We start from the raw sequence: 21,624 nt of genomic DNA on the forward strand, positions 1-21,624 counted from the left end.
CCGGGGCGGTACGCCCGGCGGGGCGGGCTCGTCCGGGCCGGTTGGTCCCCACCGGTCGTCCGGGCGTCGCCCACCCCACGGTTCCGGAGAACCGCCCGGTGGTCCGTAGTTCGCCATGCCCGTCCTCCCGCGTGCCGAGATGCCGACCATCCGGGAAGGACGCCGTCGACGTGGTCACCGTAGCGTGGTCCCGCGATGACCTCACCTTCCTCGGCCGCGACACCCGCTCGACCCGCCCTGATCTGGACCGCACTGATCCTGGTCTACGTACTGTGGGGTTCCACGTACCTCGGTATCCGGGTCGTGGTGGAGTCGCTGCCCTCGCTCGGCTCTGCCGCGGCCCGCTTCGGCACCGCCGCGCTGGTGCTGGCGGTCGTCCTGCGGCTCCGGCGGGGGCCGGGCGCGCTGCGGGTCGACCGTCGACAGCTCGGCTCCGCCGCGCTGGTCGGGGTGCTGCTGCTCGCCGGGGGCAACGGCCTGGTGGTGCTCGCCGAGTCCGGCCCGCCCGGGGTGGCGGTGCCGTCGGGGATCGCCGCGCTGCTGGTGGCCACCGTCCCGCTCCTGGTGGTCCTGCTGCGTACGGTCTCCGGGGACCGGCCGCCGGGGTGGACCTTCGCCGGGGTGACGCTGGGCTTCCTCGGGCTGGTGCTGCTGGTGCTGCCCCGGGGCGGCTCCGGGGCGGTGCCGGTGGTCGGGGCGCTCACCGTGGTCGCGGCGGCCACCTGCTGGTCGGTGGGGTCGTTCCTGTCCAACCGGCTGCGGATGCCCGCCGACCCGTTCGTCGCCACCGTCTACGAGATGCTCGCCGGGGCGGTGGTGCTCGTCGTGCTGGCCCTGGCCCGCGGCGAACTGCGTGGCTTCTCCCCGGGGCAGGTGACGACCCGTTCCTGGCTCGCCCTGGCGTACCTGACGGTGGCCGGTTCGCTGGTGGCCTTCACCGCGTACGTCTGGTTGCTGGCCCACGCCCCCATCTCGCTGGCCTCCACCTACGCCTACGTGAATCCGGTGGTGGCGGTGGCTCTCGGCGCGCTGCTGGTGGCCGAGCCGATCACCGGCCAGGTGTTGTTCGGCGGGGCGGTGATCGTGGCCGGCGTCGCGCTGGTGGTGACCACCGAGCGCCCCCGGCGCACGGCCGGTCGCGGGGCGGTCACCGTGCCGTCGCGCCGGTGACGTCGGGGGTCGTGCCGGTCGGCCCGGAGACCCCGTCGTGATGTCCGCCACCCTGGCGACGGCAGCCTCGACGCCTGCCGGCCCGGTGGTCGCGCTGGCGACGCTCGGTGCCCTGGTCGGCCTCGCTGCGCCCCGGATCGCCCGCGCCTTCCCGCCTTCCACCCCGCCCATCCCCACCGAGCCCGTGCCCACCGCGCCGGCCGAGCACGTCCCCGCCGCGCCGGCCGAGCCCGTCCCCGCCGCGCCCGCCGAGCCAGTGCCCACCCTGCCGGCCGAGCCAGTGCCCACCCCGCCCGTGCCCGTCGAGTCGCCTTCGAGCCCGCCTGCCGCCGTCGGGTCGCTCCGTGTCGCGCCGATCGGGGTCGCGGCTGTGGGGACGGTGGTCTTCGGCGGGTTGGCCGCCGTGCGGGGGGCCGAACCGGCCCTGCCGGCGTTCCTCCTGGTGGCAGCCGTGGGCCTGGTGCTGGCGGTGGTGGACGTGACCAGTCTGCGGCTACCCGACCCGCTGGTCGGCGCGGCGGCCCTCGGCGGCGGTGTCGCCCTGACCGGTGCGGCCGTCGCCGCCGGTGCCCCGGGCCGCCTGCTCCTCGCGCTGGTGGGAGCCGTGCTCTCCGGCCTGCTGTACGTGGTGCTGGCGCTGCTGCCCCGGTCCCGGCTCGGCTTCGGGGACGTGAAGCTGGCGGCGGCGCTCGGCCTGCCGCTGGGTTGGCTGGGCTGGCCCACCCTCTGGCTCGGCCTGCTCCTGCCGCACCTGCTCAACGGGGTGCTGGTGCTGGCGCTGCTGGCCACCGGGCGGGTACGCCGGGACACCGCGCTGCCCTTCGGCCCCGCCCTGCTCACCGGGGCCTGGCTCGCCGTCCTCCTCGCCTGACCCCCACCCCGCCGCCGGACCCTCCCTCCGGCCCGGCTCTGCCGCGCCCGAGGGAGGCAAGGTGGATCTTGGAGGATTTCGGCCCTCCCGGGGGCCGTTTCCCACCAAGATCTACCAGCGGGCCATCCCGACGCGGGGGTGTCAGATCAGGCGGAGCTGGCGGTCCTTCGGCCGGCGCGGCTCGGCCTCGCCGAACCGTTCGAACAGCCCCGGGTCGACCACGTCCAGGAACGGCGACGGCCGGCAGTCGCGTTCGGTGCCGTGGCGCACCCGGCGGGCGGCGTGGCTGACGTAGAGCCGGTCCTGGGCGCGGGTCAGCCCGACGAAGAACAGCCGCCGCTCCTCGGCGATCGCGTCGTCGTCGGGCGTCGAGCCGGGCCAGCGCAGCGGCAGCAGAGCGTCCTCGACGCCGACCAGGAAGACCACCGGGAACTCCAGCCCCTTCGCGGCGTGCAGGGTGAGCAGGGTGACCGCCTCGGCGCGCGGGTCCAGCGCGTCCACCTCGGCCCCGGTGGCGAGCTGGCCGAGGAACAGCTCCAGGTCGTCGCCGCAGCGCCGGGCCAGCGGGGTGAGCAGGTCGACGGCGGTCCGGACGTCCTCGGGGCGGACCGTGCCGGCGGCGTCCAGGGTGGGGGCGGCGAACCGTTCGGCGAGCACCTGACCGGCGAGCCTGACCCGGGCGGGCAGCCCACCGGTGAGGCCGTCGGCGTGCCGCAGTTCCCGGGCGATCGCGAGCACGCCGGGCCGGTCCCGGAGCCGGTCGTGCGACCGCTTCTGCACCGGGATGTTGGCCCGGGCCAGGGCGTCCACGATCGGGGCGGCCTGGGCGTCGGTGCGGTAGAGCACCGCGATGTCGGAGAAGGACAGGGTGGTGGACCGGCCGTCGATGCGCCCCGAGTCCAGCGACCGGTGGGAGAGCCCGCCGACCAGGTCGTCGACGGTGCGTACCACGAAGTCGGCCTCGTCGGCGACGGACGCCGCCGGGTAGCGGCCGACCAGCGGGGCCTCCGGGTCGAGCCGGGCCGGGTCGAGCCGGCGGCCCCGGACCAGCGACGACGGCGCGATGGCCTGGACGGCGGCGGCGAGGATCGGCGCGGACGAGCGGTAGTTGCGGTTGAGCCGGACCAGCCGGGCGTCGGTGAAGTCCTCGGAGAAGCGCAGGAAGTAGCCGACGTCGGCACCCCGGAACGAGTAGATCGCCTGGTCCGGGTCGCCGATGGCGCAGAGGTTGCCGTCGGCGGGGCTGAGCAGCCGCAGCAGGTCGTACTGGACGGGGTCGACGTCCTGGTACTCGTCGACGAAGATCCACCGCCAGCGTTCCCGGTACTCCCGGACCAGCTTCTTGTCGCTCTGGAGCAACGCGACCGGCAGGGTGAGCAGCTCGTCCAGGTCGACCAGATCCTGCTTGCGCAGCAGCGCCGTGTAGCGGGCCGGGTCGTCGCCGGCCTCCGACCGGGCCGCCGCCCGCTCGGCGTCGTCGGCGATCCGGAAACCCTCCGGCAGGCCGGCCGCCCCGGCGTTCTCCCGCAGGATGCTCAGCCCGAGCGAGTGGAAGGTGCCGACGGTGACGTCCTCGGCGACCGGGCCGAGCAGCCCGTCGAGCCGGTGCCGCAGCTCCTCGGCGGCCCGCCGGGTGAAGGTGATCGCCAGGCACTGTTCGGGGAAGACGTTCAGCTCGGCACAGAGGTAGGCGATCCGGTGGGTCAGCGTCCGGGTCTTGCCGGTGCCCGGCCCGGCCACGATCAACAGCGGGCCGCCCGGCGCGGAGGCGGCCACCCGCTGCATCGCGTCCAACCGGTCCAGCAGACCGGTGCCGACCTCCTCCATCCCGGCGAGCATCGGCTCGAACGGCTCATGCGGTGAGGGGGTCGAGGCGATCGGTGGTGGCGGTGGGGTCGGCGCGGGCTTCGGCTTCGGTTCGGCCTTCGCCGCCGCCGGTCGCCGGGTCTTCGGTTTCGCCGCCGGCTCCGTCGGCCTGCGCTGCGCCGGCACCGGTACGTCGAACAGCGTCTCCTGCCCCGAGCCGGCGGCCCCGCCCAGCTCGGCCGGGTCGAAGAGGGTGATCACGCCGTACTCGCCGTCGTAGCCGGGCACCCGGCGCACGTCGCCCCGGCGCAGTCGGCCGATGCCCTCGGCGAGCAGCTCCCCGCCGACCCGGCCGATCTCGTCGACCGAGGTACGGGTGAGGATCTCCAGCTCCGGGCCGAGCGCGGCGACCAGCTCGTTGAGCTTCCCCTCGACCTTCTTGGACCGGGGCCCCACCTTGTTGATCTCACCGAGGATCTCGGCCAGCGGCACCAGGTGGGTCACCTCGCGGGCGTGCTCCGGGCGGTGCCCGTCCGGCCGGTCGGCCAGCTCCTCGACCCGGCTGAGCACCCCCACGGTCAGCGGCTTGCCGCACTCCGGGCAGCGTCCGCCGGCCGCCCGGGTCCGCTCCGGCGACCAGTTGACGCCGCAGAGCCGGTGCCCGTCGGCGTGGTACTTGCCCTCCTCGGGGAAGAACTCGATCGTCCCGGCCAGCCCGTCCCCGGTCCGCAGCGCGTCCCGGATGGCGAAGTAGTCGCGGGCCGACGAGAAGACGGTGGCCTCCCGGGCCAGGGCCGGCGGGGAGTGGGCGTCCGAGTTGGAGACCAGCCGGTAGCGGTCCAGGCTGCCGACCCGCCAGTTCATCGCCGGGTCGGAGGAGAGCCCGGTCTCCACCGCGAAGACGTGCCCGGCCAGGTCGGCGTAGCAGTCGGCGATCGCGTCGAAGCCGGACTTCGAGCCGAGCGCGGAGAACCACGGCGTCCAGATGTGCGCCGGCACCAGGTAGCCGTCTTCGCTGGCGTCGAGGGTGATCTCCAGCAGGTCCCGGGAGTCCAGGCCGAGGATCGGCCGGCCGTCCGAGCCGAGGTTGCCGATCCGGCCCAGCGCGGTGTTGAACCGGGCCACCGCGTCCAGGTCGGGCAGGTAGATCAGGTGGTGCACCTTGCGGGTCCGGTCGTCCCGCTTGTAGATGGTGGAGATCTCCACGCTCAGCATGAACCGGACCGGGTCGGCCTCCGCGGCGTCGGCCAGCCGGGGCGGCAGCCGCCGGGCGATGTCCGCCTCGGCCTCCGGGCCGAGCCGGTACAGGCCGGGCTCGGCCGGTTGCAGGGTCTCCCGCAGGTGGTCGTACCAGGCGGGATGGGTGAAGTCCCCGGTGCCGAGCACGCCGATGCCCTTGCGTCTGGCCCACCAACCGAGGTTGGGCAGGGTGAGATCGCGGCTGCACGCGCGGGAGTACTTCGAGTGGATGTGCAGGTCCGCGACGAACGGCGGGACGCCACCAGGGGGAGCGGCGTTGAACGGAGGCACGCCGCATCCTGTCACGGCCGGTCCACTACCCGCCTGCCGCCACGCGTACGCGTGAGGAGGGCAATCCGGTGCTGGACTCCACCCGCCGGACGCGCTATAAGTCGGGCTCTGCACCCGCCGGGGCAGGTCACGGGGCGCGCAGCTCGACCAGGGTCACCTGCGGCGGTGCGCCGACGCGGACCGGTGGCCCCCAGAAACCGGCCCCGTTGGTGACGTAGACCTTGGTGCCGTCGACCTCGCCGAGCCCGGAGACCACCGGCTGCTGGAGCTTGACGGCCAGGTTGAACGGGGCGAGCTGACCGCCGTGGGTGTGCCCGGACAGTTGCAGGTCGACGCCGAACGTGGCCGCCTCGCGGGCGGCGATCGGCTGGTGGGCGAGCAGCACCACCGGGCGGCTGACGTCCCGGCCGCCGAGCGCGGCGGTGAAGTCGGCGGGGCCGGCGATGCCGGTGCCGTCGGCGGTGACGTCGTTGATCCCGGCCAGGTCGAGCACCCCGCCCCGGGCCCGGATCTCCTGCCGCTCGTTCTGCAGCACCCGCAGGCCGAGCCGGTCGACCTCGGCCACCCACTCCTCGACCCCGGAGTAGTACTCGTGGTTGCCGGTGACGAAGAAGTTGCCGTACCGGGAACGCAGGTCACGCAGCGGCTCGGCGGCCTCGCCCAACTCGGCGACCGAGCCGTCGACCAGGTCACCGACGACGGCCACCAGGTCGGCGTCCAGCCGGTTGATCATCGCGACGATCCGCTCGGTGTGCCCCCGACCGCGCAGCGGGCCGAGGTGGATGTCCGAGACGGTGGCGATGCGCAGGCCGTCCATGCTGCGGGGGAGCTTCGCCAGCGGGATACGTACCCGGTCGAGCTGTGGCGGACCGAGTGCGGTGCGGACCCCGTACCCGGTGATGCCGGCGGCGGTGAGCCCGGCGAAGATCGCCGCCCCCCGGGCGAGCAGCAACCGGCGGGACTCGTCGTGGTCGGGACGGTCCACCGCCTCGGCGGCCGGCGGGTCGGCGCTGCCGGCCGCACCGACCAGCGCCGGTTCCGGGGCGGCGGCGGTCGCCTCGGCGGCGGCGCTGCGGCGACGCAGCACCAGCCGGGTCACCGCCATCGGCACCTCCAGCGCCAGCAGCACGATCAGCAGGTAGAACATCACCGCGAGCCAGAGGTAACCGGGCCAGGCCAGCCAGAACGCCCCGGCGACCTGGGTGCCGGCCATCGTCGCCGGGACGAGCACCGCCAGCACCAGCGCGACGACCGTGCCGACCCGCCGCCACCGGCCCGGGCCGGTGGTGTCCTTGACCAGCCGCTTCCACAGGTAGAAGTGGATCAGCCCGGTGATCAGCGCGAGCGTGCCCACGAAACCCAGAATCGCCAACACGGCAGCCCTCTCTCAGCCGCCCGCGAAGGGAGGCAGCACGTCGATCGTGGCCCCGGCCGGCAACGGTGTCTGACGATCATGGCAGGCCACCCCGTCGACCAGGAAACTCGCCACCTGGAGCACCGCGGCCAGCCGGGGGCCGTGCCGGTGCGCGAGTTCGCCGAGGAGTTCGTCCAGCGGGCGACCGGCGGATGCGGTCTCCTCGCTGCGGCCGGCGGCGGCCCGCGCCCCGGCGAAGTACCGGACGGTGAGGTGCACCTCAGCCTCCGATCGCCGACATGGGCCGGACGGGTTGCAGGAAGGTCGGGTCGTCGATGCCGTGGCCGGCCCGTTTGACCACCGTGGCGGCCTGCCAGCGGCGGGCGAGTTCGGCGTCGTCCGCGCCGGCCCGTAGCGCGCCGCGCAGGTCGGACTCCTCAGTGGCGAACAGGCAGTTGCGGAGCTGCCCGTCGGCGGTGAGCCGGGTCCGGTCGCAGTCGCCGCAGAACGGCCGGGTCACCGTGCCGATCACGCCGACCCGGGCCGGGCCGCCGCCGACCAGCCAGGTCTCGGCCGGGGCCGCACCCCGCTCGGCCGGGTCGGGGGTGAGCGGGAACTCGGCGGCCAGCGACGCCAGGATCTCGTCGGCGGTGACCATCGTGGCCCGGTCCCAACCGTGCTGGGCGTCCAGCGGCATCTGCTCGATGAACCGCAGCTCGTAGCCGTGGTCGAGGGCGAACCGCAGCAGCGCCGGTGCCTCGTCGTCGTTCACCCCGCGCATCAGCACCGCGTTGACCTTGATCGGGGTGAGCCCGGCGGCGGCGGCCCCGGCCAGCCCGGCGAGCACGTCGGGCAGCCGGTCCCGCCGGGTCAGCGCGGCGAACCGGGCCGGGTCCAGGGTGTCCAGCGACACGTTCACCCGGTCCAGCCCGGCGTCGCGCAGCGCCGGGGCGAGCCGGTCCAGCCCGAGACCGTTGGTGGTCAGCGAGATCCGGGGTCGGGGGGTGAGGGCGGCCACGGCGGCGACGATGCCGACCAGCCCCGGCCGGATCAGCGGCTCGCCACCGGTGAACCGCACCTCGGTCACCCCGAGCCGCTGCACCGCGACCCGGACCAGCCGGACGATCTCCGCGTCGGTGAGCAGTTGCGGCCCGGCCAGCCAGGGCAGCCCCTCGGCCGGCATGCAGTAGGTGCAGCGCAGGTTGCACTTGTCGGTCAGCGACACGCGTAGGTCCCGGGCGATCCGGCCGTACCGGTCGACGAGGACGCCGGCGGTCGTCGGGGCGGCGGTCACTCGTCGACCGTAGCGCGGCCGACGCCCCGCAGCGCCGCTCGGGCGGCACCGACGACCGCATCGCGGTACGCCCCACCGAACAGGGCGGTGTGCACCAGCAGGAGCTGGAGCTGGTGCAGCGGCACCCGTTCCCGCCAGCCGTCGGCCAGCGGCCACGCCTCCCGGTAGCCGGCCATGATCCGCTCGTGGTGCGGCGGGCCGCCGAAGAGCGCCAGCTGGGCCAGGTCGGTCTCCCGGTGCCCGCCGTGCGCCGCCGGGTCGACCAGCCACACCCGCTCGTCCGCGCCCCAGAGCAGGTTGCCCGGCCACAGGTCGCCGTGCAGCCGGGCCGCCGGCTCGTCGCCGCCGAACTCGTCGATCCGCGCGACCACCTGCTCGACCAGCGTGGCGTCCGCGCCGTCGAGCGCCCCGCCGTCGACCGACATCCGCAGGTACGGCAGGAGCCGCCGCCGGGCGAACCACTGCGGCCACGGTCCCTCGTCGGGCGTGTTGTCCTGGTCGAGCGTGCCGATGAACCCGGGCCAGGCCGCCCCGAACCCGGCAGCGCCGGCCCGGTGGGTGTCGGCCAGCTCCCGACCGAACCGCTCGGCCGCCCCGGGCGTCGGCTCGCCCGGGTCCACCCAGTCGAGCGCCAACAGCCCGGGCAGCGCCACCACCACCTCCGGTACGGCCACCGCGCCGGCCTCGCGCAGCCAGCGCAGACCGGCGGCCTCGGTGGCGAAGAAGCCCGCCGGCACTGGGCGGCCGGCCCGCTCCGGCCAGGTCTTGGTGAAGACCGAGTGGCCGTCGTCCAGGGTCAGCCGGGAGGCCGCGCAGCTGTCCCCGCCCGCCACCGGGGTCTCCCGGATTCGCTGGTGGGTCAGGAAGGTGGGCAGGTGCTCCGGGTGCGCCCGCAGGTACGCCAGGTCCATGAGCGCAAGGTAGCCGCTCGGACCGACGCGGGTGGGGCGCCTCGGCTCCGGAAACGCGGCCACCTGCGCCAATACTCTCCGTATCTGTGGATAACCCGAGTGTCATCCACAGGGCCTGTCCCGGGTGTCCCGCCCGGCCGCAGGCTGCCGGACATGAACGCGACCGACCGCCCCCGGCTCACCGTCCGCTCTCCCGCCGACCTGATCGCCGCCGTGCCGTACCTGCTCGGTTTCCACCCCGTCGACAGCATCGTGGTGGTGGCGATGCGCGGCCGGCGGATCGTCTTCGCCGCCCGCGCCGACCTGCCCGAACCGGGCACCGACCCGCTGCTGCCGGCGGGACATCTCGGCGACGTCATCGCCCGGCAGCACGCCGACGCCGCCACCGTCGTCGGGTTCGGCCCGCCCGAACGGGTCACCCCGACGTTGGACGCCGTCCGTTCGGCGCTGGCGGACCTCGGCCTGCCCGTGCTCGACGCGCTGCGGGTCACCGGTCGCCGCTACTGGTCGTACCTCTGCGAAGCGCCGGACTGCTGCCCGCCCGACGGCACCCCGTACGACCCGGACGCCAGCCAGGTCGCCGCCGCCGCCGTCTACGCCGGTCAGGTGGCACTGCCCGACCGGGCGGCACTCACCGCCCAGGTCGCTCCGGCCGAGGGCATCGACGGGGCTGCGCTGCGCCTGGCCGGCGACCGGGCCGAACGACGCCTGCTGGAGCTGCTGGAAGCGGCCCCCGCCGACGACGAGTTCGGCGAGCGGACGATCCGCCGGGCCGGCGTGGCAGCGGTACGCCGGTCCCAGCGTCGGCACCGACACGGCGAACGGCTCACCGACGACGAGGTGGCCTGGCTGACCCTGCTCCTGACCCACCTACCGGTACGCGACCACGCGTGGGAGCACACCGACGGGCGGGAGGAGGACATCGCCCTGTGGGGCGAGGTGCTGCGCCGCGCCGAGGACGAGGTGGTCCCCGCCCCGGCCTGCCTGCTCGCCTTCGCCGCCTGGCGGGCCGGTCAGGGCGCGCTCGCCGCCGTGGCGCTGGAACGGGCGCTGACCCTCCGCCCCGACTACACCCTCGCCCTCATCCTCGACGACCTGTTGCGGCGTGGGGTGCCGCCGTCCGACCTGGACGGCTGGCCGACGGTGACCGACCCGCGAGTGCTGCGCCGTCGTCGTCGCCGGCCCCGACGCCCCCGCTGACCGGCTGTGCTGGCTTCCTTGACCTGCTCTGCGCCGATGCGCTTCCGGCCGGCCCGGGTCTGCCGCGCAGCCGGCTGCGCCGTCGCTGACCGGCTGCCTCTTCGAGCGCCACGTCGTCGCGTGGGCTGCGGGCTACGGCTTGGGGCTGCCTGCGGGCTGCGGCTCACGGCTGAGGCTGCGGCCTACGGCTGCGGGCTGCGCCTTCCGGGCTGCGCCTTCCGGGCTGCGCCTTCCGGGGAGTCGGGGCGCAGCGATCGGTCGGTGAAGAGAGCCACCGTGTGCGGGGTGACAGTCGGTCACGTTCGGGTTAAGGGGCGGGGGTATGTGTTCCCCGAGGTGAGTATGCCCAGCAGTCATATTCATGCCTGAGCGGCATAAGGCTGTCGGCGGAATGTTGTCAGGTCGACCTGCCGACGCGTCCTCAACGCGAGGTGCCTGCCCCCGAACCGGGGCAGGCGCTTCGTCGAGGCAGTTCGGTCAGGCGCGAGCGGCCAACCCGGTCGCGGCATCTGTCGCGTGTCTTTGCTGACCGCTCGCGGCGGGCGGCGGGCGGTGTAGGTCAGCGCTGGGCCGGACGGTGCTGTCCCCGCCGTTGCGGCGGCGCGAGAGCGGCACGCACGGTCCAGGGCCGGGCCTGTAGGACGGTGAGCACCTGGCATCGCGATCCGATCCAGTCTCCGGTGGCGGGACATGTCCAGTAGGCCAGGTCCAGCGCCTTGGTCTGCAACTCCTTGAGCGGTCGGTTGAAGATCGGCTCATGATGGCCGATCCGGTTGCGCAGCTCGTGTAGGTCGGCCAGGGGACCGTGGACATCTCGACGCAGCCGTCGGCTCGGCCAGACGCCGCGTAGATGCGGCCAGAGTGACCGGTCGTAGGCGCGGGTGAGCAGGAAGGGCCAGAACCCGAAGGTGAGTTCGGCGACGACCCGCCCAGGAGTCTCCTGCCGGCTGTCTCGGGTGGCCTGCTCGCGGGCCTTGGCGATCTGCTGATGGCGGCGCTCGTCCAGGACCCGACCAGGATCGAGGTACCAGCGGGGCTCTCGGTAGGTCCGGGTGGACCATTCGGTCAACTGCTGGTGCATGGCATTGCGGATCAGCACCTCGACATGGCCCAGCGTGATCCAGAAAGCGCCACTCATGGTGGCGTTCCACTCGTACAGCGCCACGGCCTGGTCAAGATCGCCGCCGACCGCAGCCTGGTAGGTGCCCAGCCGTTCTGCGGAGAACCGTTGTCGCAGTAGCTGTGCTGTCGCCTCAGACACGCATCCCACTCCACTGACGGGGGCCAGGTGCCCGAATTCTTGTGCTGCCGCAGCGTATGGCGTGGTGGACGGCCAGCGCGCCAGGCATGCCGGTGGGGCGAGGCGAAAAATGAATGGCACCCGCCCGATCCCCGGGTGGGTGCCATTCATGGGTGAAGCCAGAACTCTGGTGGCCCGAGGGCGCCCAGAGCGTTCATCGCCAACCCTACTACAGACGCCGCCTACGGCGGTGCGCGTAGTTCCGGGCAGCTGGCGTGAGGTGCCTGCCCCGGAACCCGGAGCAGACACCTCACCGGGCAGGTCGGTCAGGCGCGAGCGGCCAACCCGGCGACGAACGTGCGCCACGAGGTCGGGGCGAACATCAGGGCCGGCCCGTCCGGGTCCTTGGAGTCTCGTATAGCGACCGTGCCGGGAAGGTTGTCGGCAACCTCGACACAGTTTCCGTCGCTCGCACCACTGCGGGTGGACTTCCGCCAGCGCGCATCAGTCAGGTTCATTGTTCCGCCGGTCAAGCTTGATCGATCAGCCCGGCGACGAACATGTGCCACGATGTAGGTGTGAACGTCAGGGCTGGCCCATGAGGATCCTTTGAGTCACGGACCGCGACCGTTCCCGGAAGGTTGTCGGCGACCTCGACACAAGCTCCACCATTGGAACTGCTGCGGCTACTCTTGCGCCATCGCGCGCCGGTCAGCTCATCCATGATCGTGCCCTCAGGAATTCGATGGTCTGGTCGCGCGGCAGCGCTACCGACCTGACTGTATCCCAGACCTCCCAAAGGGAGGCAACGTCCTTGGTGATGCGTCCCGCGGCCTGATCGTCCAGGTAGCCGACCTCCTCACCGTCCGGTGTGCTCGCAATGATGAACGGTCCTGCCTGACCTGGGTGCAGCCCGGCGCGTAGCGGCAGGACATGGACCATCAGATTCGGTCGCTTGGCTAGCTCTACCAGGTGATCCAACTGGGGAGTCATGACGTCGGGGGTTCCCCGGTGCAGGGCTGCCTCGTCGATCACGAACACGAGCAACGGCGGCCGTGCTCGGTCGAGGACGGCCGCCTGCCGCTGTAGGCGGGATTCCACATGATCCTCTGCATCGGCGGCGAGCGGACCGCTGGCGATGATGGCGCGTGCGTAGTCGGGGGTCTGGAGTACGCCCGGCAGTACGGCGCTCTCGAACCATCGCAGACCGGATGCCTCCCGCTCGATCTCGGCCCACGGTCTGAACCATGCCGGCTCGCGCTTCTTCAGAATGTCCGGCCAAAGTTCCTCAATGTCCTTGCCCAGGATCTCGGCAACCTTGGCACGGTGGCGAGTTTGGGGAATCCGTCCCTGGTTCACCCACCGGGCCGCTGTCTTCGGATCAACTCCGATCTGAGATGCGAGGCTTTCGGCGGTCTCACCGATCGCAGCCATCGCTCTCTGAACTGCCCGATTCACCCACGCTCCTCCGAATGAACGTCCCGAATGTCTGCGGTACACAATGCTACGCGGTGTCACTGGTCCGCAACCCTGGGCAAGGTTTGCCTAGGGCGGCGCTGTCGGTAGTGGTCGAGAGCTGGCGACGGCGTCTGCCGGAGGGGCCGTCCGCGGAAGGGAGGTCGGCCCCTCCTCTACACCAACGCGGACACACCGATGCAGAGGAGACGCCGTGCCCAGGGAGAAGCCAAAGCCCGAGAAAAGCCCGAGGCCCGCGCCCAGTCCGGAGCCCGCCCCTGACCCCGGGCCGCCCGCGCGCCCGATCGTGCCCGGACCTATCGGGCCGTTCGTTCCGCCGTACCGCGGGCCGGGGCGGATGTTCGGCGTCGTGCCGGCGCATCGATGGGTGTCCAGCCGGAACCAGGGGCCACGGTGACCACGCCGCAGGTCAAGTCGGGAGAGGTGCTGTACCTGTCGCGCGCCGCCAGCGTGCAGTTCATCCGGCCGATCACGGTCCGGGTCATCCGGGTGCTGACCGACTGGCACACGTACGACGGGTGGGTGTGGATCGACGCGTACCAGCTGAATGCTGCCGGCGACGCGGTACGGCGGCGGACCCTCTTCCTGATGCCGGCGGGTGTGCGCCGGCCCGCCCCGCCGCCGGGACGCGTGGCCACCCGGCGAGCCCCGCCGCCGCCGGAACGCGTCGCCATCCGGGCCGTCCCGGCTGGCCCGGCCGGGCGGGGTGGGGCGACGATCCCACCGCGGGGGGCGGCCGTCCCGCTGGGCGTTCGGTCCGGTCGGGGGCGGGCGTGCAGGTCGGCGGGGACGCGGTGACCGGGCCGCTGCCGGGCCGGCACTCGCCGGTGCGGCCGATCTGGCTGTGCCGGGTCGATGCGAACCCGTGGCCGTGCGGGGAGGCGAAACTCGCCCTCCTCGCCAGGTACGACGGCGACCGGCCCGGACTGCTCGCCCTGCTGGCCAGCTTGTCGGCGGAGGCGACCGAACACCTGACGCAGCTCGACAACGGTCGTCGGATCGACCTGACCGACCGTTTCCTGGCCTGGGTCCGCCCGGCGGATCACTGATCTCCCAGCCCGGGCCGACGTGTCCCCGCTGGCCGCGGCAGTGCCTGCCGGTGGATTGTGGAGAGTTGTTGCCGTCAGGGCGGCAACAACTCTCCACAATCCACGCCGACTCTCCCGGTCCGGGCGGGCGTGGTCTCCACCATCCGCGCCGACCGTCCGGCGTCAGGACCAGGGTGCGGGGTCAGACTGGGGTGCGGGGTCAGGAGGTGACGCGCTGCGGGCGGGTGTAGACGTTCATGGTGCGGCCACGGAGGAAGCCGACCAGGGTCATTCCCGCCTCGTCGGCCAGGTCGGCGGCGAGGGTGCTCGGTGCGGAGACCGCCGCCAGCAGCGGCAGCCCGGCCATCCACGCCTTCTGGGTCAGCTCGAAGCTCGCCCGACCGGACACCAGCAGCAGGTGACCCGCAAGTGGCAGCCGTCGTTGCCGGACCGCCCAGCCGACCACCTTGTCCACCGCGTTGTGCCGGCCGACGTCCTCGCGCAGCACCACCAGTTCGCCGTCCGGGGTGAACAGGCCCGCCGCGTGCAGGCCGCCGGTGCGGTCGAAGGCGCGCTGCGCGACGCGCAGCCGGTCGGGTAGCTCGGCCAGCAGCTTCGCCGGTACGGTGAGCGGGTCGTCCGCGACGGTGAAGCGGGACCGGGTACGCACCGCGTCGATGCTGGCCTTGCCGCACACCCCGCAGGAACTGGTCGTGTAGAAGTTGCGCGCCGGATCGACCGCCGGTGCCGGCACGCCGGGTGCGAGCACCACGTCGACCACGTTGTACGTGTTCGGTGTCTCCGCCCCGGAACAGAGCTGGGCGGTCTGCACGTCGGCGTCGGTGCGGATCAGCCCCTCGGTCAGCAGGAAGCCGATGGCCAGGTCGAGGTCGTCACCGGGGGTACGCATGGTCACCGCCAGTGGCCGGCGTCGACCCGGGCCGCCCGGCCCGACCCGGATCTCCAGCGGCTCCTCCACGGCGAGCGTGTCCGGTCGGCGCAGCGCCACCCGGGCGTCGTCCGCCGCGTCGAGGTCGATCCGGAGCACGCTCCGCCGGTCAGTGGCCCGTCCCATCCCGCCATCCTGCCCCGCCCACCCGATCCCCCGCACGGTGACGGCCCCGCACGCTCGCTTCCCGCACGGTGACGGCCCCGCACGCCCGATCCCCCGCGCGGCGACGGCCCTGCGCGCTCGCTTCCCGCACGGTGACGGCCCCGCCCGCTCCCCGCACGTGGGGACCGGGCGTGACCGGGGCGCGGCGATGCCCGGCCCGGTCGGTTGACGGCCCCGCCCGGAGGGACCGGCCGGCTACCGTGACCGGATGACGGAGTACGCGGCGGTGGTGCTGGCCGGTGGGGCGGCCCGCCGGATGGGCGGGCGGGACAAGCCGGCGGTGCCGGTGCACGGGCGGCCGATGCGGGACCGGGTGCTCGCCGCCGTCGCCGACGCCGTGCCCCGGGTGCTGGTCGGGCCGGGCGGGTCGCTCCCGCCCGACGTGCTGGTGACCCGGGAGGAGCCGGCCGGTGGTGGTCCGGTGGCCGCCACGGCGGCCGGGCTGGCCCTGCTTCATCCTGATACGGCCGTCGTCGCCCTGCTCGCCGCCGACCTGCCGCTGCTCAGCCGCCCGGCCGTCGGCGTGCTGCTCGACGCGCTCGCCACCGGGGCCGGCCCGGGGGTTTCGGACGGCGTCTGCCTCCTCGACGACGGTGGGCGGCGGCAGCCGTTGTGCGGGGTGTGGCGGGTGCCGCCGTTGCGCGCCGCGCTGGACCGGGTGGCCGCCCGCCGGGCGGAAGGCACCGGGCTGGCCGGGGCGTCGATGCGGGAACTGCTGGGCGAGCTGAGCGTGCGCGAGCTGTCCTGGTCCGCTGCCGGTCCGCCACCGTGGTTCGACTGCGACACTGACTCCGACGTACGCCGGGCGGAGGAGTGGACGCGATGACCGTGCTGGACGACTGGGTGACGGCGGCCTGCGCCGAGCTGGGCCTCGATCCGGCCGAGGTGTCGGTGCCGACCGTGCTGGACCTGGCCCGGGACGTCGCCCACCAGGTGCTGCGACCGGGTGCGCCGGTCACCGCGTACCTGCTGGGGGTGGCGGTCGGGCGTGGGGCGGACCCGGCTGCGGCGGCGGCCCGGCTCAGCGGGCTGGCCGCCGGGTGGCCGGTCGAGCTGGGCGGTCCGCGCCCCGACGCCCCCTGATCGGCCGGGGTCCGGCGCGGGACATCGGATCGCCCTGTCGACCGTGCGGTGCCGCCACGGTGTCCGATGCCGGTCGTGGTGGATTCGTACGCCGGCCCGCCTGGGTAGGGTGACCTTGACGGACGGAGGCGATCATGACGGCGAAGCACCCCTCGAAGCCGACCGGTGATCGGCCCGGCACCTCGCCGGCGCACCACGATCACCACGATTCGGTCCTGCTGGACGAGCCGAGCACGGCCGACCTGCGGGCCAAGGTCACCGAGGCGTGGCGGGAGTTCGCGCGGGCACTGGCCGCCCGGCTGCGCGAGCTGCCCACCGGGGCGCAGCTCGAACTGACCCTGGACCCGACCGCCTCCGGAACGGGTGACGCGGTCTACTCGATCAGCGTGGCCGTTGGTGAGCAGGGCCGGATCTCCGCACGGGCGGTCGGCAACGCCACACTGCCGCAGGGCTTCCGGCTGGACCGCGCCGCGGTGGCCGACATGATCGCGCTCGGCTGGTCGCCGCCCGGCGTGGTGGCGGGTTCCGGCGAGCACTTCGGCCTGGACGGGTCGGCCGACGACGCCAGCAAGCTCGCCGGGCTGCTCTCCCGCACCCTGCGGGATGTGTACGGCGCCCCGCACCCGGCCTTCCTGGTCTACCTCAGCCAGGACGCCGAGGGCGAGTCGTTGCCGATCGAGGCGCTCGGCACCGCGCGTAGCGAGTTCGGCCCCGACCAGGACGTCGAGGCCGACCTGGACGAGGCGCTGGCCGCGGCGGCGAGCGCCCAGAACGGCGACCAGGAGGTGCTGGACCTGCCGGAACGGGTCCGGACGGTGGTGTCGACCATGCTGAAGTCGACCTCCGACCACCTTCAGATCGACTCTGACGGGGACATCAACATCCGGGCCGGGTCGGCGATGGTCTTCGTCCGTGTCCGGGACAATCCGCCGCTGGTCGACGTGTTCTCGCCGGTGTTGACCGAGGTCGAGCCGACGGAACGGTTGTACGTGAAGCTCTCCGAGCTGACCAACCGGATGCCGATCGGCCGGCTGTACTGCGCCGATGACACCGTCTGGGCGTCCATCCCGGTCTTCGGCCGCAACTTCCAGGCCACCCACCTGATGCTGGCGGTGCAGGTGATGACCGGGCTCGCCGACGAGTTGGACGACCGGTTGCACGGCGAGTTCGGCGGGAAGCGGTTCTTCGGCGAGGGCGACAAGCCGGGCCGGGGCGACAGTGGGCACCGCACCGGCATGTACCTCTGATCCACCGCCCGGAGGCCGGCACGGGGATCCACCGCCGTGGAGGCCGGCCCCGGATCAGGGGGTGGACGGGCCGACGCCGGGCGACTCGACCAGCCGGGAGAGCACGATGGTGCTCCGGCTGGAGGTGACGAACGGTTCCGCCCGGAGCCGTTCCAGCGCCTCCTCCAGGTGGGAGATGTCGGCGGCGCGCAGGTGCACGAGCGCGTCGGCCTCCCCGGAGACGGTGTAGGCACCGACCACCTCGGGGTGCCGCCGGGCGGCCAGCGCCAGCTGGGTGGGCGTGGTCCGGCCGGCGCAGAACAGCTCCACGAACGCCTCGGTGGTCCAGCCGACGGCGGCCGGGTCCACCACGGCGGTGAAGCCCCGGATCACCCCGGTGGCCCGGAGCCGGTCCACCCGGCGTTTGACCGCCGGCGCGGACAGTGACACCCGGGAGCCGATGTCGGCGTACGAGGTCCGGGCGTCCGCCACGAGCAACGCAATGATTCGCTGGTCTACCGCGTCTATCTGCAACGATCCGCCTCTGGGAAGCAATATTTCTGGCTGTTACCAAACTTCTACGCTACCTACCCTTGGTCACCGTGGACCAGCAGCGCTTGCCGCGAAAGCGGACATATCTCATGTGCTCCCCGGAGCACTTCGCGGTCGAGTACGCCATCAACCCGTGGATGGACGTCACCACCGACGTCGACACCGCGTTGGCGGTCGAGCAGTGGGACCGGCTGCGGGGCACGCTGGTGGGTCTCGGCCACGAGGTGCACCTGCTGACCCCGGCGGCGGGGCTGCCGGACATGGTATTCGCGGCCAACGGGGCCTTCGTGGTGGACGGGACGGTCTACGGCGCACAGTTCAAGCACGAGCAGCGGGCCGCCGAGGCCGCCGCGCACCGGACGTTCTACCAGGACCACGGCTGGCACGTCATCGCCCCGGGCGAGACCAACGAGGGCGAGGGTGACTTCGCCTACCTGCCGGAGGCGCACGGCGGGCTGATCCTGGCCGGGTACGGCTTCCGTACCGAGCTGTCGGCGCACGCCGAGGCGCAGGAGGCGCTGGGCCGGCCGGTGGTGTCGCTGCGCCTGGTCGACCCGCGCTTCTACCACCTGGACGTGGCGCTCGCCTCGATCGACGACGGCAACGTCGCGTACTTCCCGGGGGCCTTCTCGGCGGCCAGCCAGCGGGTGCTCGCCCAGCTCTTTCCGGACGCGGTGCTCGCCGACGACGAGGACGCGCTGGCCTTCGGCCTGAACCTGGTCAGCGACGGGGCGAACGTGGTGCTCAACAGCGACGCGACCCGGCTGGCCGGGAAGCTGAAGGCAGCCGGGTACACCCCGGTGCCGGTCGAGCTGGCCGAGCTGAAGAAGGGCGGCGGCAGCGTCAAGTGCTGCATCGCCGAGCTGCGCCCCTGACCGACCCGGAGCCCGCCACAAGCGAAGCGGGTGCCCTCAGCCGAGGGTGGCGATCTCGTTGATCAGGACGTTGGAGAGCAGTCGGCCGTCGAACTGCACCTTGCGCAGGTACCACTTCTGCTGCGGGGTACGCGGCTGGTTGAACTGCCACGGCCCGCGCGGGCTGTCGATCTGGCCGATCTTGCCCAGCGCCAGGTTGACCTGCTGCGGGGTGGGCTCCGCGCCGGCCAGTCGGATCGCCTTGTCGAGCACCTGCGCGGCGTCGTAGGAGGCCATCGCGTAGGTGCTGGGGGAGACGTTGTAGGTCTTGCGGTACGCCGAGGCGAACGTCCGGTTGGCGGTGTTGTTGAGGTCGGCCGAGTAGTTCAGCGCGGTCTGGATGGTGCCGGCCTTGAGGCTGTCGTCCGCGTTGACCAGGGTCGAGCGCAGGTCGGAGAGGATGTTGCCCTCGGTCAGGAAGCCGGGCGCGTAGATGTCACCGAACCAGCGGCTGCGGCGTAGCTGCCGAATGAACTGTTCGCCCGCGGCGCCGGAGTAGAAGCAGAAGATCCCGTCCGGCTGACGGCTGAGCGCCTCGCTGATCTGCGCGCCGTACTCGTTCTCGCCCGGGGCGGGGTTGGCGGTGGTGAGGATGGGCTCGCCGACGATCCGCGGGTCGTCGGTGCCGAAGCCGTCGCGGAACCCCTTGATCACGTCGAGGCTGGCGGTGCCCTCCGGCGCGACGATGGCGAGCCGGCTGTCGGTGGGCAGTGTTCGCCGCAGGTACGACCCGAGCGCCCGGCCCGGCTCGTCCAGCACGTACGACGTCCGCCAGATGTAGACGACGCTCTGCAGGCTGGGCGGGGAGGCGTTGGAGCCGATCAGCGGCACCCGGGCCTTCTCCACCGCGTCCCGGATGCCGGACATCACCGTCGAGTTGACCACGCCGGTCATGGCGAGCACGTTCTGGCCGAGCAGCTTGTCGACGGCGGCCTGGCCGCTCTTGGCGTTGTCGCCCTCGTCGACCGTCACCACGGTCGCCGGATGCCCGCCGAGCTGCTGCCCGTTCATCGCCAGGAAGAGCTGGAAGCCGTTCTCGATGTCCTCGCCGATCGCCTTGCCGTCACCGTTCTCCGGCCTGATCAGGCCGATCTTGACGGGGCTGCCGACGGGCGGCGTCTCGGTGTCGTCCGTGCCGCAGGCGGCGGCCAGTCCGGTGGTACCGAGCGCGGCCAGCAGCTGGAGGGCCCGCCTGCGGTTCATCTGCGACACCGAAAATCCTTCCGGGAGCATTGCCGGGCGTCACCGCCCCTCCGGCGTTCTACCTGGTGGGCGACGCTGCGTCAATGGATCTTGATCTTCAAGCAGGGACTGCAACGCAGCCCTTACCTGCGGCCAGGCCGCCGAGAGTGGATCGATCAACCCGAAGTGCTCGCATTCCGGCAGCTCAACGAGGGTGACCGGGGCTCCGGCGGCCTGTGCGGTGGCAGCATATGACCTGCTCAGCGACACCGGGACCTGCCGGTCCCGCCCACCGTGCACGATGACGGTGCGTGTCCGCGGTGACACCGATCTGCATGGATCAGCCACCGCGTAGCGGTCCGGGTGGTCGGCCGGGCCGCCGCCGAGCAACGCGGCCACCGCCCCCGAGTCCAGATCCAGCCGGTACGCCTCGGCGAGGTCGGCGACCGGCGCGAGCGCCAGCACCCCCGCCACGTGCTGCGGGGCGTGGGCCGCGACGTGCAGGGCGAGCTGCCCACCCGCCGAGTGCCCCAGCAGCACCGGCGGCCCCGGGGCGACCTGCCCCGGCAGGGCGTCCGCCGCCAACCCGGGCAGCGCCGCCACCCCCGCCCGGACGTCGGCGAGGGTGTTCGGCCAGCCCCCGCCCGGCTGACCGGTACGCCGGTACTCCAGCTGCGCCACCGGCCAGCCCAGGTCGGCCAGCGCGGCGGCGAGCGGGCCGGTGTGGGTGCGGTCGTACCCGGCCCGCCAGAAGCCGCCGTGCAGCACGGCGACCAGCGGACGGACCGGCCCGTCCCCGACCGGTCGGCGCAGGTCGACGAGCTGTTCCGGCTCCCCGCCGTAGCGCAGGGTCAGGTCCGGCGGCGGAGCGGGCCGGGTGAGCACCGCACGCGGGTCGACGGTCATGCCGGCGACGGTAGCGCGACCACGGCGGCGACGGCCGCCCCGCCGGTGGTCCGGCCTGCCGCTGATCCGGGCCGGCGGTGGTCCGGCCTGCCGCTGATCCGGGCCGGCGGTGGTCCGGGCGCGTGCGGCCGGAGCGGGTGGGTAAAGATGGGTGCCATGACCGAAGCGCACTCCACTGGACAAGATGACGAACCGGGCCGCGCGGACGGGCAGTCGGGCACCGTGGTGGTGGTCGGACCGGACGGCCGTCCGGTCGGCACCGTGCAGACCGACGAGGCCGGCGAGGACCCGACCCGGCTGGTCGAGCAGCCGGCCAAGGTGATGCGGATCGGCAGCATGATCAAGCAGCTGCTGGAGGAGGTCAAGGCCGCCCCGCTCGACGACGCCAGCCGGCACCGGATGCGGGAGATCCACGAGCGGTCGATCGTCGAGCTGAAGGACGGCCTCGCCCCCGAGCTGCGCGAGGAGCTGGAACGCCTCTCCCTGCCGTTCACCGAGGACCAGGCGCCCAGCGAGGGCGAGCTGCGGATCGCCCACGCCCAGCTGGTCGGCTGGCTGGAGGGGCTGTTCCACGGCATCCAGGCCACCCTGGTGGCCCAGCAGATGGCCGCCCGGATGCAGCTGGAGCAGATGCGCTCCGGTGGCCGCCCCGCCCTGCCCAGCGGCCCCGGCGCGATGATCCCCGGCATGCCCGGCATGGGCCAGCAGCCCGGCGGCGAGGGCCACAACACCGGCCAGTACCTCTGACCGCGCGCGGGCGCGGGCGG

At 73.3% G+C, this 21,624-nt stretch carries 22 protein-coding genes and 1 pseudogene; 10 read left to right on the forward strand and 13 right to left on the reverse strand.

Going from position 1 to position 21,624, the window contains the following annotated elements; all coding sequences use genetic code 11:
* Positions 1-195 precede the first annotated feature (195 nt).
* Together GA0070623_RS18685 and GA0070623_RS18690 are read left to right on the forward strand one after the other, a co-directional pair.
* Entirely contained in the window at positions 196-1,170 is a 975-nt protein-coding gene (locus GA0070623_RS18685; protein WP_172898422.1) for an EamA family transporter, read from the forward strand.
* A gap of 40 nt (positions 1,171-1,210) precedes the next feature.
* Positions 1,211-2,041, forward strand: coding sequence for a prepilin peptidase (locus GA0070623_RS18690; protein WP_084261000.1), 831 nt, complete (start codon positions 1,211-1,213; stop codon positions 2,039-2,041).
* 141 nt (positions 2,042-2,182) lie between these two features.
* On the opposite strand, the gene GA0070623_RS18695 is transcribed toward GA0070623_RS18690, so the two are convergent.
* From GA0070623_RS18695 to GA0070623_RS18715, 5 genes are all read right to left on the reverse strand, one after another.
* Positions 2,183-5,377 (reverse strand): UvrD-helicase domain-containing protein, encoded by a 3,195-nt coding sequence (locus tag GA0070623_RS18695; RefSeq protein WP_067301199.1) that lies wholly within the window; start codon positions 5,375-5,377, stop codon positions 2,183-2,185.
* Positions 5,378-5,504: 127 nt separating this feature from the next.
* Positions 5,505-6,752 (reverse strand): metallophosphoesterase, encoded by a 1,248-nt coding sequence (locus GA0070623_RS18700; RefSeq protein WP_067301196.1) that lies wholly within the window; start codon positions 6,750-6,752, stop codon positions 5,505-5,507.
* Positions 6,753-6,764: 12 nt separating this feature from the next.
* Positions 6,765-7,010 (reverse strand): MoaD/ThiS family protein, encoded by a 246-nt coding sequence (locus tag GA0070623_RS18705; RefSeq protein WP_067301193.1) that lies wholly within the window; start codon positions 7,008-7,010, stop codon positions 6,765-6,767.
* Between the two features lies 1 nt (position 7,011).
* Entirely contained in the window at positions 7,012-8,025 is a 1,014-nt protein-coding gene (moaA, locus tag GA0070623_RS18710; protein ID WP_067301190.1) for a GTP 3',8-cyclase MoaA, read from the reverse strand.
* On the reverse strand, positions 8,022-8,936 hold the full coding sequence (locus GA0070623_RS18715; RefSeq protein WP_067301187.1) for a fructosamine kinase family protein: 915 nt from the start codon (positions 8,934-8,936) through the stop codon (positions 8,022-8,024). The genes moaA and GA0070623_RS18715 overlap by 4 nt, the downstream gene beginning before the upstream one ends.
* Positions 8,937-9,089: 153 nt before the next feature.
* Between GA0070623_RS18715 and GA0070623_RS18720 the strand changes: the two genes are divergently transcribed.
* Positions 9,090-10,136 carry a DUF4192 domain-containing protein gene (locus GA0070623_RS18720; protein WP_067301184.1) on the forward strand — a complete coding sequence of 349 codons (1,047 nt, stop codon included), beginning with the start codon at positions 9,090-9,092 and terminating at the stop codon, positions 10,134-10,136.
* Between the two features lie 559 nt (positions 10,137-10,695).
* Here GA0070623_RS18720 and GA0070623_RS18725 read toward each other — a convergent pair.
* The 4 genes from GA0070623_RS18725 to GA0070623_RS18740 form a co-directional block, all read right to left on the reverse strand.
* Complete coding sequence (locus tag GA0070623_RS18725; RefSeq protein WP_231932467.1) at positions 10,696-11,397, reverse strand: Abi family protein; 702 nt, start codon at positions 11,395-11,397, stop codon at positions 10,696-10,698.
* A gap of 305 nt (positions 11,398-11,702) precedes the next feature.
* Complete coding sequence (locus GA0070623_RS18730) at positions 11,703-11,894, reverse strand: DUF397 domain-containing protein (RefSeq protein WP_084260998.1); 192 nt, start codon at positions 11,892-11,894, stop codon at positions 11,703-11,705.
* A gap of 11 nt (positions 11,895-11,905) precedes the next feature.
* On the reverse strand, positions 11,906-12,100 hold the full coding sequence (locus GA0070623_RS18735; protein ID WP_084260997.1) for a DUF397 domain-containing protein: 195 nt from the start codon (positions 12,098-12,100) through the stop codon (positions 11,906-11,908).
* Positions 12,088-12,834, reverse strand: coding sequence for a helix-turn-helix domain-containing protein (locus GA0070623_RS18740; protein ID WP_067301182.1), 747 nt, complete (start codon positions 12,832-12,834; stop codon positions 12,088-12,090). The genes GA0070623_RS18735 and GA0070623_RS18740 overlap by 13 nt, the downstream gene beginning before the upstream one ends.
* A 381-nt stretch (positions 12,835-13,215) precedes the next feature.
* Here GA0070623_RS18740 and GA0070623_RS18745 point away from each other — a divergent pair.
* Together GA0070623_RS18745 and GA0070623_RS18750 are read left to right on the forward strand one after the other, a co-directional pair.
* A pseudogene (locus tag GA0070623_RS18745) lies at positions 13,216-13,503 on the forward strand (hypothetical protein); the annotation flags it as partial.
* Between the two features lie 143 nt (positions 13,504-13,646).
* Positions 13,647-13,901: a flavin reductase gene (locus tag GA0070623_RS18750; RefSeq protein WP_089004334.1), complete on the forward strand. Its 255-nt coding sequence runs from the start codon at positions 13,647-13,649 to the stop codon at positions 13,899-13,901.
* Between the two features lie 199 nt (positions 13,902-14,100).
* On the opposite strand, the gene fdhD is transcribed toward GA0070623_RS18750, so the two are convergent.
* Positions 14,101-14,955: a formate dehydrogenase accessory sulfurtransferase FdhD gene (gene fdhD, locus GA0070623_RS18755; protein WP_067301179.1), complete on the reverse strand. Its 855-nt coding sequence runs from the start codon at positions 14,953-14,955 to the stop codon at positions 14,101-14,103.
* 247 nt (positions 14,956-15,202) lie between these two features.
* Between fdhD and mobA the strand changes: the two genes are divergently transcribed.
* The 3 genes from mobA to GA0070623_RS18770 all read left to right on the forward strand — a co-directional run bounded on the left by mobA (position 15,203) and on the right by GA0070623_RS18770 (position 17,324).
* Positions 15,203-15,820: a molybdenum cofactor guanylyltransferase gene (mobA, locus tag GA0070623_RS18760; RefSeq protein WP_067301176.1), complete on the forward strand. Its 618-nt coding sequence runs from the start codon at positions 15,203-15,205 to the stop codon at positions 15,818-15,820.
* A complete protein-coding gene (locus tag GA0070623_RS18765; protein WP_067301270.1) occupies positions 15,817-16,077 on the forward strand; it encodes a DUF6457 domain-containing protein in 261 nt (86 codons plus the stop codon). The genes mobA and GA0070623_RS18765 overlap by 4 nt, the downstream gene beginning before the upstream one ends.
* A 134-nt stretch (positions 16,078-16,211) precedes the next feature.
* Positions 16,212-17,324 (forward strand): T3SS (YopN, CesT) and YbjN peptide-binding chaperone 1, encoded by a 1,113-nt coding sequence (locus tag GA0070623_RS18770; protein WP_067301173.1) that lies wholly within the window; start codon positions 16,212-16,214, stop codon positions 17,322-17,324.
* A 54-nt stretch (positions 17,325-17,378) separates the two neighbouring features.
* On the opposite strand, the gene GA0070623_RS18775 is transcribed toward GA0070623_RS18770, so the two are convergent.
* A complete protein-coding gene (locus GA0070623_RS18775) occupies positions 17,379-17,837 on the reverse strand; it encodes an Lrp/AsnC family transcriptional regulator (protein ID WP_067301170.1) in 459 nt (152 codons plus the stop codon).
* A gap of 107 nt (positions 17,838-17,944) precedes the next feature.
* Between GA0070623_RS18775 and ddaH the strand changes: the two genes are divergently transcribed.
* Positions 17,945-18,730, forward strand: coding sequence for a dimethylargininase (ddaH, locus tag GA0070623_RS18780; protein ID WP_067301167.1), 786 nt, complete (start codon positions 17,945-17,947; stop codon positions 18,728-18,730).
* Between the two features lie 36 nt (positions 18,731-18,766).
* Here the strand turns inward: ddaH and GA0070623_RS18785 are convergent, their stop codons facing one another.
* The gene (locus GA0070623_RS18785; RefSeq protein WP_067301164.1) at positions 18,767-19,981 is read right to left on the reverse strand and encodes an ABC transporter substrate-binding protein; all 1,215 of its coding nucleotides are present in this window, start codon (positions 19,979-19,981) and stop codon (positions 18,767-18,769) included.
* Between the two features lie 30 nt (positions 19,982-20,011).
* Complete coding sequence (locus GA0070623_RS18790; RefSeq protein WP_067301161.1) at positions 20,012-20,857, reverse strand: alpha/beta hydrolase family protein; 846 nt, start codon at positions 20,855-20,857, stop codon at positions 20,012-20,014.
* Between the two features lie 147 nt (positions 20,858-21,004).
* Between GA0070623_RS18790 and GA0070623_RS18795 the strand changes: the two genes are divergently transcribed.
* Positions 21,005-21,604: a bacterial proteasome activator family protein gene (locus GA0070623_RS18795; RefSeq protein WP_067301158.1), complete on the forward strand. Its 600-nt coding sequence runs from the start codon at positions 21,005-21,007 to the stop codon at positions 21,602-21,604.
* The last annotated feature ends 20 nt before the right edge of the window (positions 21,605-21,624 follow it).

The sequence above is a fragment of the Micromonospora rifamycinica genome (genome assembly GCF_900090265.1).
Classification (GTDB): Bacteria; Actinomycetota; Actinomycetes; order Mycobacteriales; family Micromonosporaceae; genus Micromonospora; species Micromonospora rifamycinica.